At 71.6% G+C, this 16059-nt stretch carries 16 protein-coding genes and 1 tRNA gene; 10 read left to right on the top strand and 7 right to left on the bottom strand.

The window, feature by feature from the left end:
- Positions 1-251: 251 nt before the first annotated feature.
- Positions 252-1730: a glutamate--cysteine ligase gene (locus OG470_RS07570; RefSeq protein ID WP_328422115.1), complete on the top strand. Its 1479-nt coding sequence runs from the start codon at positions 252-254 to the stop codon at positions 1728-1730.
- A 54-nt stretch (positions 1731-1784) separates the two neighbouring features.
- On the opposite strand, the gene OG470_RS07575 is transcribed toward OG470_RS07570, so the two are convergent.
- Entirely contained in the window at positions 1785-3206 is a 1422-nt protein-coding gene (locus OG470_RS07575; protein ID WP_328422117.1) for a hypothetical protein, read from the bottom strand.
- A gap of 122 nt (positions 3207-3328) precedes the next feature.
- Between OG470_RS07575 and OG470_RS07580 the strand changes: the two genes are divergently transcribed.
- Both OG470_RS07580 and OG470_RS07585 read left to right on the top strand, forming a co-directional pair.
- Positions 3329-4030 carry a PASTA domain-containing protein gene (locus OG470_RS07580; protein WP_328422119.1) on the top strand — a complete coding sequence of 234 codons (702 nt, stop codon included), beginning with the start codon at positions 3329-3331 and terminating at the stop codon, positions 4028-4030.
- Positions 4031-4216: 186 nt separating this feature from the next.
- Entirely contained in the window at positions 4217-5155 is a 939-nt protein-coding gene (locus tag OG470_RS07585; protein WP_328422121.1) for a PASTA domain-containing protein, read from the top strand.
- Positions 5156-5162: 7 nt separating this feature from the next.
- On the opposite strand, the gene OG470_RS07590 is transcribed toward OG470_RS07585, so the two are convergent.
- Positions 5163-5588 carry a hypothetical protein gene (locus OG470_RS07590; RefSeq protein WP_442931063.1) on the bottom strand — a complete coding sequence of 142 codons (426 nt, stop codon included), beginning with the start codon at positions 5586-5588 and terminating at the stop codon, positions 5163-5165.
- Between the two features lie 104 nt (positions 5589-5692).
- A complete protein-coding gene (locus tag OG470_RS07595) occupies positions 5693-5977 on the bottom strand; it encodes a hypothetical protein (protein WP_328422125.1) in 285 nt (94 codons plus the stop codon).
- Between the two features lie 625 nt (positions 5978-6602).
- Between OG470_RS07595 and OG470_RS07600 the strand changes: the two genes are divergently transcribed.
- The 3 genes from OG470_RS07600 to OG470_RS07610 all read left to right on the top strand — a co-directional run bounded on the left by OG470_RS07600 (position 6603) and on the right by OG470_RS07610 (position 8292).
- The gene (locus tag OG470_RS07600; RefSeq protein WP_030487606.1) at positions 6603-7484 is read left to right on the top strand and encodes a helix-turn-helix domain-containing protein; all 882 of its coding nucleotides are present in this window, start codon (positions 6603-6605) and stop codon (positions 7482-7484) included.
- On the top strand, positions 7454-7675 hold the full coding sequence (locus OG470_RS07605) for a DUF397 domain-containing protein (RefSeq protein WP_328422131.1): 222 nt from the start codon (positions 7454-7456) through the stop codon (positions 7673-7675). The genes OG470_RS07600 and OG470_RS07605 overlap by 31 nt, the downstream gene beginning before the upstream one ends.
- Positions 7676-7890: 215 nt before the next feature.
- The gene (locus tag OG470_RS07610) at positions 7891-8292 is read left to right on the top strand and encodes a hypothetical protein (RefSeq protein WP_328422133.1); all 402 of its coding nucleotides are present in this window, start codon (positions 7891-7893) and stop codon (positions 8290-8292) included.
- Here the strand turns inward: OG470_RS07610 and OG470_RS07615 are convergent.
- Positions 8260-8859 (bottom strand): hypothetical protein, encoded by a 600-nt coding sequence (locus OG470_RS07615; RefSeq protein WP_328422135.1) that lies wholly within the window; start codon positions 8857-8859, stop codon positions 8260-8262. The genes OG470_RS07610 and OG470_RS07615 overlap by 33 nt on opposite strands.
- 214 nt (positions 8860-9073) lie before the next feature.
- Here OG470_RS07615 and OG470_RS07620 point away from each other — a divergent pair, with 214 nt between their 5' ends.
- Positions 9074-10942 (top strand): S8 family peptidase, encoded by a 1869-nt coding sequence (locus OG470_RS07620; protein ID WP_328422137.1) that lies wholly within the window; start codon positions 9074-9076, stop codon positions 10940-10942.
- Between the two features lie 66 nt (positions 10943-11008).
- Here the strand turns inward: OG470_RS07620 and OG470_RS07625 are convergent, their stop codons facing one another.
- The 3 genes from OG470_RS07625 to OG470_RS07635 all read right to left on the bottom strand — a co-directional run bounded on the left by OG470_RS07625 (position 11009) and on the right by OG470_RS07635 (position 13077).
- Positions 11009-11815, bottom strand: a complete 807-nt coding sequence (locus OG470_RS07625) for a WecB/TagA/CpsF family glycosyltransferase (RefSeq protein ID WP_328422139.1) — start codon at positions 11813-11815, stop codon at positions 11009-11011.
- Positions 11812-12927, bottom strand: coding sequence for an NAD-dependent epimerase/dehydratase family protein (locus OG470_RS07630; RefSeq protein ID WP_328422141.1), 1116 nt, complete (start codon positions 12925-12927; stop codon positions 11812-11814). The genes OG470_RS07625 and OG470_RS07630 overlap by 4 nt, the downstream gene beginning before the upstream one ends.
- 64 nt (positions 12928-12991) lie before the next feature.
- A tRNA-Leu gene (locus tag OG470_RS07635) sits at positions 12992-13077 on the bottom strand.
- 207 nt (positions 13078-13284) lie between these two features.
- Here OG470_RS07635 and OG470_RS07640 point away from each other — a divergent pair.
- The 3 genes from OG470_RS07640 to OG470_RS07650 are packed head-to-tail and all read left to right on the top strand — an operon-like array spanning position 13285 to position 16040.
- Complete coding sequence (locus tag OG470_RS07640) at positions 13285-14073, top strand: DUF3662 and FHA domain-containing protein (RefSeq protein WP_328422143.1); 789 nt, start codon at positions 13285-13287, stop codon at positions 14071-14073.
- 6 nt (positions 14074-14079) lie between these two features.
- Positions 14080-14565 carry an FHA domain-containing protein FhaB/FipA gene (locus OG470_RS07645; RefSeq protein ID WP_074315675.1) on the top strand — a complete coding sequence of 162 codons (486 nt, stop codon included), beginning with the start codon at positions 14080-14082 and terminating at the stop codon, positions 14563-14565.
- Positions 14562-16040 carry a protein phosphatase 2C domain-containing protein gene (locus OG470_RS07650; protein ID WP_328422147.1) on the top strand — a complete coding sequence of 493 codons (1479 nt, stop codon included), beginning with the start codon at positions 14562-14564 and terminating at the stop codon, positions 16038-16040. The genes OG470_RS07645 and OG470_RS07650 overlap by 4 nt, the downstream gene beginning before the upstream one ends.
- Positions 16041-16059: the final 19 nt, after the last annotated feature.

Here is a 16059-nt window from a genome sequence, read left to right on the forward strand (position 1 = left end):
ACGTCGGCGCGGGCCCGGCGTCGTCTCCGTCGACCTCGTGGGAATTGTCACGAGTTGTTCGCACGGCTACCGGGTCCGGCCAGGCGCCGACGGGGTACAGATGGCGCCACGAGCGCGTCTGGCTCCGGTTGGTGACGGATCACCCGGCGCCGGCCTCTGGCCCCGGCCAGGCAAGCGCTCTTAACGTGGATGGTTCACACTGCGCTTTCCGGGACGGCAGGATCCCGACCGCGCCGGCGTCGGGAGGACACATGGGCAGGGACGTCTCGCAGGGCGCCTTCTCCCGGGAGGACCGCGTCCGCTACCGGCAGAAGGTCCGGCGCTGCCTAGACGTCTTCGCGCTGATGCTGGACGACTTCGGCTTCGACGCCGACCGGCCGATGACCGGGCTGGAGATCGAACTCAACCTGGTCGACTCGGCGGCCGAACCGGCGATGCGCAACGAGGAGATCCTCGCCGACATCGCCGACCCGCTCTTCCAGACCGAGCTGGGGCAGTTCAACCTGGAACTCAACGCCGAGCCCCGGCTGATCGAGGGCACCGGCTTCGCCGACTACGAACACGACCTGCGCGGCAGCCTCTCCCGGGCCGACGAGCGGGCGGCCAAGTCCGACGCGAAGATCGTCCTGGTCGGCATCCTGCCCACCCTCACCGAGGGGCACCTGGTCGAGGACAACCTCTCCACCAATGAGCGCTACCGGGTGCTCAACGACCAGATCGTCGGTGCCCGGGGCGAGGACATCGAGCTCGACATCCGCGGCGTCGAGCAGTTGCGGACGCACACCGACTCGATCGCCCCCGAGGCCGCCTGTACCAGTCTCCAGTTCCACCTCCAGGTGGCGCCGGACAGCTTCGCCGACTACTGGAACGCGTCGCAGGCCATCGCCGGGGTGCAGGTGGCGATCGGGGCGAACTCTCCCTTCCTGTACGGCCGGCAGCTCTGGGCCGAGACCCGGATCGCCCTCTTCGAGCAGGCCACCGACACCCGTCCGGACGAGCTCAAGGCACAGGGCGTACGCCCCCGGGTGTGGTTCGGAGAGCGGTGGATCACCTCGATTTTCGACCTGTTCGAGGAGAACGTCCGGTACTTCCCGCCGCTGCTGCCGATCTGCGAGGACGAGGACCCGGTGGAGGTGCTGCACGCCGGCGGTGTGCCCCAGCTCGGCGAACTGCGGCTGCACAACGGCACGGTCTACCGCTGGAACCGCCCGGTCTACGACATCATGAACGGCCGCCCGCACCTGCGGGTGGAGAACCGGGTGCTGCCGGCCGGCCCCACGGTGGTGGACATGCTGGCCAACGCGGCCTTCTACTTCGGGCTCGCCCGCGGCCTGGCCGAGGCGGAACGGCCGATCTGGAGCCAGCTCACCTTCAGCTCCGCCGAGGAGAACTTCCACGCCGCCGCCCGGCGCGGCCTGGACGCCGTGCTGCACTGGCCCCGGGTCGGCGATGTGCCGGTCACCAAGCTGGTGCTGGAGCAGTTGCTGCCCACCGCCGCAGCCGGCCTGGACGGGTTCGGTGTCGCCCCGGCGCAGCGCGACCGGCTGCTCGGCATCATCGAGCAGCGCTGCCGGACCGGCCGCAACGGTGCCGTCTGGCAGACCGAGGCGGTCTGGGCGGCGGAGCGGCACCGGGGCATGGACCGGCCCGCCGCGCTGCACCACATGGTCCAGCGCTACGCGGAACTCCAGCGCGGCAACGAGCCGGTGCACACCTGGCCGGTCGACTGACTCCGCGCGCCCAGCTCGCCCACCGCGTTGGCGGCTCGCCGCCGTCGAGGGGGCTCAGTCGGTGGCGGGTCGCCCGGACCGTCGCGGCGACCTGCTCCGTCGGCCACCCGTCGCCGCACCCTCCGCCGAGCCACCGTCCGCGGAATCGGTCGGATCGGCGAGGTCCGGGTCCGTGCGCGGTGCCGGCACCCGGGGTACGCCGGCGGTGCCCCGCTTCCGCGGAGCGGCCTCGGTCACCGGGGGTACGGCGCCGGCAGGGACCTTTCCGCGCCCGGTGGTGACCTCTGCCGAAGGGCTGACCGCCGCCGGCTCGGACTCGGCGGCCCGGGGCGAGCCGGGCTCGACGACGGTGTGCGGGCCGGCTGCGCCGGCCGCGTTCCGGTTCCGGTCGGCCCGCTCGGCGAAGACGGCGATCAGCACCGAGCCGCCGATGCCGGCGATCACCGCGTACGGGGCGATCAGTTGGGTGGACAGCTGTGCCGGACCCAGTGCCGACCAGCGCGGCACGGTGGTCAGGTAGGCGAGCGCGACGAGCAGTGGACCGGCCGCGCCGGAGGCCGCCGCGCCGACCCGGTGCCCGGGCGACCTCGCGGCCCGTCGGGCGGCCAGCGCGCCGATCACCAGTGCGGGAACGAGCGCCAGCAGCGCACCCGGCCAGTAGAGCTGGTCCCCGATCCAGTATCGAGGGTGATCCGGGTCGAGCTGCCAGGTGCCGAGCTGGGCGCCGGTCAGCCCGCGTCCGACGCGTACCCCGTCGATCACCGAGACCACCGCGAGCAGCCAGAGCCAGGCGGCCGTCGCGGTCACGTTCAGCGCGGCGGTACGGGAGCGCAGCGCCCAGACCGCGACGAGCACGCCGATCAGGATGCCCAGTCCCGCGTGTACGGCGGCCACCCGTTGCGGGGCCCCGGTGTCGGCGCCCATCGCGACCCGCGCAGGTACGGAGACCAGCAGCACGGTGACCAGCCCGCCGATCCCGGCACCGAGCGCCAGGGCGATCCGTCGCAGCAGGCCCCCGTCCTCGTTGGGCAGGGCCTCGGACGCCCGCGCCGACCGGTCGCCCGTCTCGGCCGCTCGGTCCGTCGTCGTGGGGCCGCTGTCGTCGACCGCAGTCGGACGCCCGGTCGCGAGCGCCGCCCGGTCCGGCCGGGCCGCCTGGTCCGACCCGTCCGCCGGTCCCGGCTCGGGCACGGCGGGAGGCGTCGGCTCCGTGTCGGTCACCCTCGGATCGGCCACCGGCGGCACGGCCCGCTGGTGCAGCCGCTGCGCACAGACCGCACCCAGCACGGTCGAGCTGGCGGCGAGCCAGGTGGCCCAGGCGAGGCCGTCCGGCCATGCCGTCTCTGTGGCTCCGGCATCGGTTGGCGTCCAGGTGATGACGCCGAGCCCGTAGCCGAAGCCCAGTTGCGCGGCGCCAGCGCCGGCAGCGACCCCGATCGCCGTCGCGATCGATACTCCCCAGCCCCGTCTGGCCATGCCGGGCAGCGTAGCGTCCCGTCGTCGGCGCGGCGAGTCGCGACGACCCGCCGGGGTTGGCCGGCGGCGCAGCGTGTTGGGCGGCGACGGGTACGGTCGCCGGTGATGAGGCGGTGGGCGGTATGACGGACGCGAACACGGGTCGGCAGGATTCCGCTGGCGACCGGGACGACGGCGGTCCTGGACGGACCAGCGTGCTGCTGGGTGGCGGCCTGGTCGCCGTGCTCCTCGCCGCCGTCGGTGCGACCGGCGGCTGGCTGCTGGCCGGCGGGGACGACGGATCTCCGTCGGATCCGCTGGCGGTGACGACCGCGACCGGTGCGCCGACCGACCAGGCCACCGCACCCCGGCCCAGCACCGGCCGGACCACGCCCTCCACCCCCCGGACCTCCGGCACTGCGACGAAGGGGACCGGGCTGACCGTGCCACCGGTCGTGGGCACCGACTTCGTGCAGGCCCGGGACATGTTGCGCAAGCAGCGGCTGGGCTGGCGGTTGGTCTTCGGCACGGGCACCGGTCGTACGGTCGAGAGCAGCTCGCCCGCCGTGGGTACCGAGGTCGCCCGGGGCGCCACGGTGCAACTCCGCGTGGCCGGGCCCGCGCCGGCCGCCGAGGTGCCCGATGTGGTCGGCGACAACTGCTCCGATGCCGCCGACGACCTGGTCGACGAGGGGCTCTACCCGAGCTACCGCAGCGGACGCAGCGGAAAGGTCAGCCGGCAGGAACCGGCCGAGGACGGCCCGGCCCGCTGGAACGACAAGGTCAGCATCTGGTGCGGGACAGCAGCGCCACCCACCCAGGCGAGCCCGGAACCCACCCCCTGATCCCCGGCCCAGCGATCGACCATCACCACCGACCGCTTCGTGGGTGCCAGAGATCGGGGCGTCCGACCGCCGACACCGGTTCGGGCCGGGCGGTTCGGGCCGCTGATACCCGCCGATGACGGTGCGGGCGGTTAGGTTGACGGTCGAGGGCCATGGCGCCGGCCCGGTTCGGGAAAGGACGGTGCGATGAGCGACGACCGCCAGGGGCCGCCCACCGGGGACCACGACGACGACCGGACCCGACCCCTGCCGCCCGCCGCCGACCGGCCGGAGCCGCCACAACCAGCCGAGCCCGCCACCCCACCCCGCGCCGCGGCGCCGGACGAGACCGTGACGCACGACCGCACCGCGCAGCCGGACGAGACCGCGCCGCAGGACCGCACCGCGCAGCCGGACGAGACCGCGCCGCAGGACCGCACCGCGCAGCCGGACGAGACCGCGCCGATCGACCGCACCGCGCCGGCCGGCCCCGCCGCCGACCAGACCATGCCGATCGACCGCTCCGCGCTGCCGCAGCCGGGCACGCCGGCCGACCGCACCACACGGATGCCCCCGGAGCGGTCGACCCCGCCACCGTGGTCCGGGCGGGCGGAGGTGCGGGCGCCGCGACCGGCTGAGCCCGCCGGCGAGTGGTACGCCGAGGAGCAGGGTGGCCGCCGCTGGTGGCTGCCGATCCTCTGGGGCGTGCTCGCGCTGTTGTTCGCGGGCCTGCTCGGAGCCGCCCTCTGGGTGGTGCTCGCCGCGCAGGACGACAACCCGGACGACTCGCGGACCACGCCGTCACTTCCGCCGGCCAGTGCCACCACTGCCGCCCCGACCAGCGCGGCCCCCACCTCTGCGGCGCCGACCAGCCCGGCGACCACCGCGCCGGCCGAGGTACCGGTGCCCCCGCTCACCGGGCTGCCGCAGGCAACCGCCGAACGGCTGCTGGACCGGCTCGGTCTGACCTACCGGGTGGTGTACCGCGCGTCCGAGTTGCCGCCGGGGATGGTGGTGGGCACCGAGCCGGAGGCCGGCACGACGGTGCCGACCGACGAGGAGGTGCTGCTGGTCGTCTCCCAGGCCCGGCCCTCGACCGGGGCCAGCCCGACCGCGCCGAGCCCGACGGTGACGAACACGCCGTGACGGGTGCTCACCACATTCGGCGGCGCGTGCCGACCATGCCGAGGCCGGCCAGGGAGATGGTGAGGCCGAAGATCCCGGACCAGAACAGTGAGCGGCGGACGTCCGCGGCGGTGTCCTGGGCGGGAGCCGCCTCGGTGATCGCCTGCCGGCCGTCGGACTGACCGCCGGCACCGGCGCCAGCCGCAAGGCCGGTCGGCTCGGGGCCGTCTTCGAGGGCGTCGGCACCGATCCAACCGGGTTCGTCCACGGGCGGATCGGCGTCGACCACGGTGATCTCCGGTGCCGGCACCGGAGTGGTCAGCCGGGTCGACGACAATGCTGGGTCGCGGACCAGGACCACGAGTGCGGTCACCGCCCCGAGCAGGGCGAGCAGTCCAACGGCGTAGGCGATACGGGAGCGGTGATGCCGCCGCAGGGCGGGCTGATTGACCATGACCATCCCAGGCTCAGGGCCCTGGACGCGCGGGTAAAACGGTGCCGGGGTGGGCGTACCAATTCTATGGCGATGGCACGCCCACTGGCGGCGGATCGCGGTGGTCAGCCCACCCGGACCGGAGTACGGATGACGGGTCGCCGGGTCCGTACGGTGTGCGGACGGGGCTCCGGTGCGGACTGCACCTGTTGCAGCCCTTCCCGCTGGACGAAGATCGACCGTCGGGTGACCGCGTCGCCCGCGCTGTTCAATTCGTAGCCGTCGAGCCAGAGCCAACCGTCGTACGTCGGCCAGTCGAGCACCCGGATCACCCGGTACTTGATGGGCCTGAGGAACTGGACACTCGCCGCGCGAGTCACGTGCAGTACGTCACCGGAGCGGGGAAGCACATGGGCTCCTGGGGAGGTCGGCCGGCGGGGTGCCGGCGGTGACTGATCGGGGGAACGTCACGGCCCGGTGACGGGGTCTCGCCTCGTGGACCGGTGTTGCTTATGGTGGTGGTCGGGCCGTACTCCGCTGGTGGCGTGCCGCCACCCGACCATCACCCGGCTGCTTCCGGGAACCGCGCCCGCCGCCGCAGCTTGCCGGCGTGCAGCGGCGGGGTCATCACCCGGAGCAGGTCTCGGTGTCGCTGGCCGGGCCCACGTCGCGTCGGCTCTCCCCGGATCGGTGGGATCACCACACCGGGGGACCGGACGGAGACGCTGAGTGATCCGTGCCATACGGACAGAGTGCATCAGGGACGTGCTACATGCAAGTTGCACGTCGACTTTTGCCGATACGTGAGTTGCTCATGTAAAGCGGCGCTTGAAGCCATCCGCGTCCGGACGGCACACTGAGGGCCGGTTTCGCCCGTCGCGGCCGGCCGATGACCGGCACCACCCCCTTGCCGCGAACGCTCGCCGGTCGACGGTCGCGCCCCCGGCGGGTGGCAGCCAGTGGCGCGTCGACCGGAGGTAGCCCGAGTGGGGTCGAGCAGCCAGCGGCGAGGATCAGTGACGCAGTGGTTGCGCCATGAGTGAGCGGCGCAGTCCGACCATCCGGCGGCGGCGGCTCGGTGCCGAGCTGCGCCGTCAGCGGGAATCTGCCGGGATCACCATCGAGGTGGTCGCCGAGCAGTTGGAGTGTTCGGCGTCGAAGGTCTCGCGGATCGAGACCGGGCACACCACGGCCACCCCGCGCGATGTGCGCGACATGCTGCGGATCTACGGCGTGGTGGGTGCCGAGAGCGACGAGCTCGTGCAGATCGCCCGGGAGGCCCGGCAGAAGGGCTGGTGGCACCCGTACAGCACGGTGCTGGTCGGGGCGTACGTCGGGCTGGAGGCCGCGGCGAGTTCGATCCGGGCGTACGAACAGCAGGTGGTGCCCGGCCTTTTGGAGACCGAGGAGTACGCCGGGGCGATGATCCGCGCCGCCCGGCCGGACTTCACGGCCGATCAGGTACATCAGCGGGTGCGTGTCCGTCTGGGCCGTCAGTCGTTGTTGACGCAGGACGATCCGGTCGATCTGTGGGTGGTGCTCGATGAGGCGGTGGTAAGCAGGCCGGTGGGCGGGGACGAGGTGATGCGCGGCCAGCTCAAACGGCTGGTCGAGGTTGCCGAACTGCCGAACGTGACGTTGCAGATCCTGCCCTTCGAGGTGGGGGCGCACGCCGGCATGGACGGGACCTTCACGATCCTCAGCTTCCCCGAGCCCGGTGATCCGGATGTCGTGTACGCGGAGAACGCCACGGGTGGGCTCTTCCTGGAGAAGAGCGACGAACTACAGAAGTACAGTTTCATCTTCGATCACATCCGAGCTGCGGCCATTCGTCCGGAGGAGTCCGTCGCACACATCGCAAAACTGGCAGAGGAGCCGTTGTGGAAATGGCGACCAAGGGGTTCCCCGTGGACCTGACGCAGGCAACGTGGTTCAAGAGCTCGAAGAGCGGGCCGAACTGTGACAACTGCGTGGAGGTGGCGTACGTGACCGGGGCGGTCGGAGTACGGGACTCGAAGGACAAGGCCGGCCCGGCCCTGATCTTCGCCTCGGGTGACTGGCACGCCTTCGTCGCCGGCACCAGGGGTGGTGCGTTCGGCTCGGCCTGACCGCGCGGTCAACGGAGTCCCCGTCCGGTCTCGACCGGACGGGAACCTTCCCGTGTCCGCGCGCCGGGCTCGGGTGGCCGCGCTGCCGGCAGGGTCGGCGAGGTTCCGTCGGGATTCCCGTCGCCACAGCGGGTCCGTCTCGTTGAACCGGTCGGTACGGCGCTGGTCGACGACCCGCCGCACCGCTCCGCAACCGAGCGAGGTAGGCGAGACGGATGACGACGATCGGGTCTGACAACCTCACCAACGGTCCGGGCAAGCCGGAGCGGTTCGGTGGGAAGTACCGCGGGGCGCGTCGGGACACCGTGCTGACCGAGGTGGTCTCGACCGACCAGGAGATGAGCGGGCGGGAGGCGTCGGCGACCGAGGCGGCAGACCCGCCGCTCTCCCTGCCGTCGCTGGACCCGAACCCGCTGGTCGAGCCGTCCTTCCCGCCGACCGGCTGGCCGATGGAGCCCACCGGATCGTTGGCTGACCACCCGTTGCTGCGTGGCCTGCTGATGGAGTTGCCGCCGAAGGGCAGCGTGCCGCCCCCGGGCTGGCTGGACCGCTGGTTCGAGGCGACCCGGGCGATCCTGGAGTTGCTATACGTGCAGGGGCCCGGCCGCTCGCGCTGACCGTTCTGCGTCCGGCCGGGCGCGTTCGGCGAGCCGGCTGTGCCGTAGCGCGTGCCGGACGCCGATGGCGATCACCACGAGCGCGCCCACGGTGATCGCCGGCCCGGTGACGCCCGGTGTGGCGAAGAGGCCGGTGCCGCTCGCCGCGACCAATGCGGGCACCGTCAACACACCGGTGACCTGCAACGGTAACCCGATCAGCGGGTGGGCAGCGGCGGCCCGAAGGCCGTACGGCGCGGGCGTCTCCGGCGCGGTGGCGAACGCTCCCGCGCCGGCCCAGAGCCGGCGCACCCGGCGTACGGTGCAGACCGCCACCACGAGGGCGGGAATCCCGGCGATATCGAGGGCGGCGGCGGCCTGGTCGGCCGAAGTGTTTCCGGCACTGAACAACCCGGCCGCAAGCACGGTCACCGTGAGCGTCAGGCCCACGAGGGTCAGGATGAGCAGGTGTCCAGCGCGTCGGCGCAGTGCGCGGGCGCGGTCCAGCCGGGGCAGGCCGTCCGCGACCACGCCAGCGGCCAGCCACAGGATCGCGATCGGCAGCAGGGCGGCGAGGGGGCTCTCCATGCTGGTCAGCCTTTCCGATCGCGGCCGTCCGCGAATCCGGGCGCAGCCCGCGTTCGTCCCGGATGCCGTCCCCGTAGGGGGCATCCTTTCCGCGTTATGAACGATGCGACATGTTTATCTTCATCACTGCGTTGGCCTACTCTCGGAAAGATCGGCCGTCATGGATCTGAGCGGAACCCGCGTCGGGCGGCTGCCGGTCGGAGGGAGGTAAGAGATGCGTCTTGCCCACAGGTCCGTACTCGTTGGGGTGGCCACACTGACCGTGTTGGCCGCTGCCACACCCGCCCTAGCCGCCGAACCGACCGGAGCCATCCGGGCGGCGGGTGGGGACACGGCCGTCGCGGACAGCTACATCGTCGTCTTCAAGGACACCGCCGTCAGCCGGGGCACGGTCGGCGACAACGCGGAACGGCTGGTCGGCCGGCACGGCGGCACGGTGGCCCGCACCTACGGCGCGGCGCTGCGCGGCTTCGAGATCCGGGTCGGCGCGAAGGCCGCCGCACGGATCGCCGCCGATCCGGCGGTGGCGTACGTCGAGCAGAACCACACCGTCTCGATCGCCGGCACCCAGACCAACCCGCCATCCTGGGGCCTGGACCGGATCGACCAGCGGAACCTGCCCCTGAACAGCTCGTACACCTACCCGAACACGGCGTCGAACGTCCGCGCCTACGTCATCGACACGGGCGTGCTGTACGGGCACAACGACTTCGGCGGGCGGGCCGTCTCCGGCTTCGACGCGGTGGACGGCGGCTCCGCCGACGACTGCCACGGCCACGGCACGCACGTGGCGGGCACGGTCGGTGGCTCGGCGTACGGGGTGGCCAAGGGCGTCCAGATCGTCGGCGTCCGAGTGCTCAACTGCCAGGGCAGCGGCACCAACGCCCAGGTGGTGGCCGGTATCGATTGGGTGACCGCGAACGCGGTCAAGCCGGCGGTGGCGAACATGAGCCTCGGTGGTGGCGCGAACAGTTCGATCGACACGGCCGTTACCAACTCGGTCAACTCCGGCGTCACGTACGCGGTCGCCGCCGGCAACGGCAACGCCCTCGGCGTCCGGCAGAACGCCTGCAACTACTCCCCGGCCCGGGTCGCCTCCGCGATCACCGTGGGTGCGACGCAGAACAACGACGCCGCAGCGAGCTTCTCCAACTTCGGCACCTGCGTCGACATCCTGGCCCCGGGTGTCAACATCACCTCGGCCTGGTACACCAGCAGCAGCGCCACGAACACCATCAGCGGCACCTCAATGGCATCGCCGCACGTCGCCGGGGCCGCGGCGCTCGTGCTCTCGGCGAACCCGTCGTGGAGCCCGCAGCAGGTCCGGGACAATCTGGTCAACAACTCCACGCCGAACGTGGTGACCAACGTCGGCACCGGCACGCCGAACCAGCTGCTCTACGTGGTCAACGGCACCCCGCCGGCCAACGACTTCTCGGTATCGGTGTCGCCGACCTCCGGCTCCACCGCGCAGGGCGGCTCGGTGACGGCCACCGTCGGCACGGCCACCACCGCCGGCTCCGCCCAGTCGGTCAGCCTCTCCGCCAGCGGCCTGCCGGCCGGCACGACCGCGTCGTTCAGCCCGTCGACGGTGACCTCGGGCGGCTCGTCCACCCTCACCATGGCCACCTCGGCGAGCACCCCCGCCGGCAGCTACCCGGTCACGATCACCGGCAGCGGCGCGGCGGGCACCCGCACGGCCACCTACACGTTGACCGTGACCGGTTCGGGTGGCGGCGGCTGCTCCGGCACCAACGGCACCGACGTGGCGATCCCGGACGCTGGTGCGGCGGTGACCAGCTCGATCACCATCGCCGGCTGCGGCCGGAACGCCTCGTCGGCCTCCACGGTGGCGGTGAACATCGTGCACACCTACCGCGGTGATCTGGTCATCGACCTGCTCGCTCCGGACGGCGGCGCGTACCGGCTCAAGAACAGCGGTTTCGACAGCGCCGACAACGTGATCGCCACGTACACGACCAACCTGTCCGGTGAGGCCGCCAACGGCACCTGGCGGCTTCAGGTGCGCGACGTGTACGCGATCGACACCGGCTACATCAACACCTGGACCCTGACCCTCTGACCTTGTTCCCACGGCCGAGGCCCCACCTGGAACACCGGGTGGGGCCTCGTGCCGTACGGATCGGGCTCAGACCGCGAAGGTGGCCGGCCGCTCGGTGGCCGGGGCCGGCGGGCGGGCCTTCCACAGGCCGGTCTTCTGCGCGGCGAGCCGGGCCAGGTAGGCCGGGTTGAGGATCACGTAGCGGCGCCAGAGCCGCTTCGGCTCCAGACCGAGCCGCCAGAACCACTCCAGGCCGGCGCGCTGCATCCACGGCGGCGGCTGGCGCAGCAGACCGGCGTGGTAGTCGAAGGCCGCGCCGACCGCCATCAGCGGCATGTCGAGCAACGGCCGCATGGCGTACGCGAAGACCTCCTGGCGCGGGCAGCCGAGCCCGACCAGGACCAGTCGGGCGCCGCTGGACCGGATCCGATCGGCGATCTCGGCGTCCTCACCGGGCTGGACCGGGCGGAACTTGGATGGCTCCACCCCGGCGATCTTCAGCGCCGGGAACATCCGCTCCAACGCGGGGATCAGCCTGGCCAGCGTCTCCTCGGTCGAGCCGTACAGGTAGACCGGCAGGCCCTCGTCGGCGAAGCGGGAGAGCACGTGCAGGGTCAGCGTCGGCCCGTAGACCCGGTCGGTGAGCCCGGCGTGGTGCAGCAGGTTGAGCGCCCAGCGCACCGGCTGCCCGTCCGGGGTCACGACGTCGAAGGAGTTGAGCCGTGCGTTGTGCGCCCGGTCCAGCACACCGGTCATCACGCCGTGCACGGCCAGTGCGGTCAGCGCGAATGGACGCCGCTCCTGCGCCGCGGTGACCACCGCCTCGGTCGCCGTGGCGTAGTCGGTGGCGTCGACCAGGACGCCGAGTACGTTGCGCTTCGTCTGAGTCGTCATGGCTGGGGCACCCACTTGTCCACGTTGGCCTCGTAGATCTCCCGCAGGATCATCGGTACGTCGTAGGTGATCTTCCAGTCCGGGTACTGCTCCTCGAACCGGGCCATGCTGCTGATGTACCACTGGTGGTCGCCGGTGCGGGCCTGCTCGACGTAGTTGATCTGCGCCTCGCGGCCGGCGATCTCCTCGGCGATCCGGAACGCCTCGATGTGCGAGGTGTTGGAGTGCCGACCTCCGCCGAGGTTGTAGACCTCCGCCGAGCGTGGCGCCCGGAAGAACGCCTCGAATGCGGTCAGCACGTCACGCGAGTGGATCGCGTCGCGGACCATCTTGCCCTTGTAGCCGTACAGGTTGTATGTCCGGCCCTCCATGACGCAGCGCATCAGGTACGCCAGGAACCCGTGCAGCTCGGCCGCCGAGTGCGCCGGGCCGGTCAGCGTGCCGCCCCGGAAGCAGGCGGTCTTCATGTCGAAGTAGCGCCCGTACTCCTGGACCATCACGTCCGCCGCGACCTTGGAGGCGCCGAAGACCGAGTGCAGCGAGTTGTCGATCGACATGTCCTCGGTGATGCCCTGGTACCAGCGGTGATCCTCGGGCAGCTCGTACCGGGTCTCCAGCTCGATCAGCGGCAGGCTGTTGGGCCGGTCGCCGTAGACCTTGTTGGTCGAGCAGTGGATGAACGGCGCGTCGATCGCGTGCCGCCGGGTGTTCTCCAGGATGTTGAGCGTGCCGCCGGCGTTCACGTCGAAGTCCGTGTACGGCTCCTTGGCCGCCCAGTCGTGGCTCGGCTGCGCGGCGCTGTGGATCACCACGGCGATGTCCGAGCCGTACTTCTTGAACACCTGCTCCAGGCCGTCCCGGTCCCGGATGTCCACCGAGAAGTGGGTGTACGCGCTGCCCAGATCCCGGCGCAGTCGCTCCAGACTCCAGGAGGTGGAGCCGTCCTCGCCGAAGAAGTACCGGCGCATGTCGTTGTCGATGCCGACGACGTCCAGACCGAGGCCGGCGAAGTGCCGGACCGCCTCGGAGCCGATCAGACCACCCGACCCGGTCACCAACGCGACACTCACACGCCACTCCTGGTCCATCGGAGGCAGAATCCTTCGGAGCATAGCTTGACGCCCGGCACGCCCCGATATGACGGAAGGGCCCCGCATTCTGCGGAGCCCTCGTCGGTGGTGGGGATGGGGGGAGTTGAACCCCCACGCCCTTTCGGGCACACGGACCTGAACCGTGCGCGTCTGCCATTCCGCCACATCCCCGTGGCACAACCCGGAACACATTAGCCGCCCCGGACCCGCTGTCTCCAGCAGGCCCCGGAGATACTACGCTGTCCCAGGTGCTCGCCACGAGCGGTTACCGTTCGTGGCGGACGAAAGACTAGCACGGTAGTCCCGGCCCATCCGAACGGGCCGGTAGCAGGCGGCCGAGCGGCGTGTGAGCTGCGCGCGCGCCGGCCGGATACCATCATGTCCTCGGGACCCGAGGAGGAGCCGGTGAGCGTGCTGCAACGCTTCGAGAAGCGTCTGGAAGGCCTGGTCGAAGGGGCTTTCGCCAAGGTCTTCAAAGGGGTGGTCCACCCCGTGGAGATCCTCAACGCCATGCAGCGGGAGGCCGAGGCGCACAAGGCGATCCTGGCCGGTGGGCGCACGTTGGTGCCCAACCGCTACGTGATCGATCTCTCGCCGTTCGACCACAGTCGGCTGGCGCCGTACGCCGCCGCGCTGGCCCAGGAGTTGGCCCAGTCGCAGGCGGAGTTCATCGGCGAGCAGGCCTGGACGGTCTACGGCGACGTGATCGTCGAGATCGAGCGGGGCGAGGGCCTGGACACGGGCATGTTCCGCGTCACCGCCGAGGTCTACACCGGCGGCGAGGTCGCCCCGGTGTCGGCGCCCGGCTACGACGCCGGCCCGCCGGCCTACCCCGCGTACGACCAGGGTGGTGGCTACGGCCCGCCGCCCGGGCACGGTGGCACCCGCAACGTCCGGTTGGTCTCGGGCGACGGGCGCACCTATCCCCTCCAGATGGGGTCGACGGTGATCGGTCGCGGCGACCAGGCCAACCTGCGCCTGCCCGACGTCGGCATCTCCCGGCGACACGCCCGGCTGGATTTCGACGGCGGACAGGTCGTGCTGACCGATCTGGGGTCGACCAACGGCACCATGGTCAACGGCCAGCGGGTCTCCGCCGTCGCCCTCAACCCCGGCGACATGGTCCAGCTCGGCACCACGACGCTGACCTTCCGCGTGGACGGCTGACCCGCCTTGCCGGAACTGGTCATCACGGTTGCCCGGTTCGGGTTCCTGATTCTGCTGTGGATCTTCGTGTTCACGGTGGTCGGGGTGATCCGCCGGGACCTCTTCGCGGGTGCCCGGTCCGGTCGTCTGGTGGCCGCGCCGCGCGCGGTGGGCGCCTCGACGGGGCAGGCGGCCAAGCCGGCGAAGGTGAAGCGGGGCCGCGCGGCTCACCAGCTGGTGGTGACCGCCGGTCAGCTGGCCGGCACTCGGATCACTCTCGGTGAAGCGCAGATCACCATCGGTCGTGCCGAGGATTCCACCCTGGTCATCACCGACGACTACGCCTCCGCGCGGCACGCCCGGCTCGTGCCGCGCGACGGGCAGTGGTTCGTCGAGGACCTCGGCTCGACTAACGGCACGTACCTAGATCGCGCTAAGGTCACCGGACCAACCCCCGTCCCCCTCGGCGTGCCGATCCGGATCGGCCGCACTTCCCTCGAATTACGGCCATGACTCTGACCCTGCGCTATGCGGCCCACAGCGACCGCGGTCTGATCCGAGACGGCAATCAAGACTCCGTCTACGCCGGACCGCGGCTACTCGCCGTTGCCGACGGCATGGGCGGCATGGCCGCCGGTGACGTCGCCAGCAACATCGTCATCGGTGCCATGGCGCCGCTCGACGAGGACGTCCCAGGGGACGCTCTCGTCGACGCGTTGCGTTCGGCCGTGGGCACCGCCAACCAACAACTCCGCGACACGGTGGAGGCCAACCCGCAGTTGGAGGGGATGGGCACCACGCTGACGGCGACCCTCTTCTCCGGCAGCAAGCTGGGGATGGTCCACATCGGCGACTCGCGGGCCTATCTGCTGCGTAACGGCGAGTTCGCGCAGGTCACCAAGGACGACACGTACGTCCAGATGCTCGTCGACGAAGGTCGGATCAGCGCCGAGGAGGCGAGCAGCCACCCGCAGCGGTCGCTGCTGACCCGGGCACTGGACGGCCGGGACATCGACCCTGAGTACTCGGTGCGCCAGGTGCTGCCCGGCGACCGGTACCTGATCTGCAGCGACGGCCTCTCGGGCGTGGTCAGTGCCGACACCATCGGCGAGACCATGCGTGAGTACACCGACCCGCAGCAGTGCGTCGAGCGGCTGGTGCAGCTCGCGCTGCGCGGCGGCGGTCCGGACAACATCACGGTGATCATCGCCGACGCCACCGATCACGACATCGTCGAGGCGACCCCGATCGTTGGCGGCGCCGCCGCCCGCGACCGGGGCATGGCCACCTCCGCCGACGACTCGACCCCGGCCGCTCGGGCTTCGGCGCTCTCCGCGCCCCGCCCGTCCGTGCCCGAGGAGCCGGCGGCCGCGGACGACGAGCCGGAGCGGCCGAAGCGCCGACCGGTGCGGACCACCGCCATGGCGCTGGCCCTGCTGGTGATCATCGGTGGCGGGGTCTTCGCGGGCTGGACGTACACCCAGCGGCAGTACTACGTGGGTGCCACCGAGGAGGGGCAGGTCGCCGTCTTCCGGGGCATCCAGGGTCAGATCGCCGGGATGGACCTCTCCAGCGTGCACCGCACCAGCGGCACGCGGCTGGACGACCTCACCGTGGCGGCGCAGGACACCGTCAAGGTGGGCATCCGGGCCAAGAGTGAGCCGGACGCCGAGCGCCAGCTCGCCGAGCTGACCAGCGACACGCCGAGCAACCCCAACCTCAAGCCGATCTGCCCGGCCGACCCGACCGCGGTGGGTGGCACGCCGACGCCAACGCCGACCCCGAGCCCGGTCGGGGCGACCCCGACGCCGAACGGCAGCCCCAGCGCCGGCGCGTCGGCGACCCCGAACGGGGTCGTCAGCGCGAGCCCGACAACCGGTGCCACCGCCGCTGTCGGTGTGACCGGTCCGACCACCACACCCGACGCCACGCCCTCCGACTCGGCCCCGCCGGCGCTCGACCCGGCCGGTTGCCGGTCTCCCGAGTGAGCGTCGGCTGAGATCCCGA

Origin of the sequence: Micromonospora sp. NBC_00389 (genome assembly GCF_036059255.1) — a bacterium.
In the GTDB taxonomy this organism is placed as follows: Bacteria; Actinomycetota; Actinomycetes; order Mycobacteriales; family Micromonosporaceae; genus Micromonospora.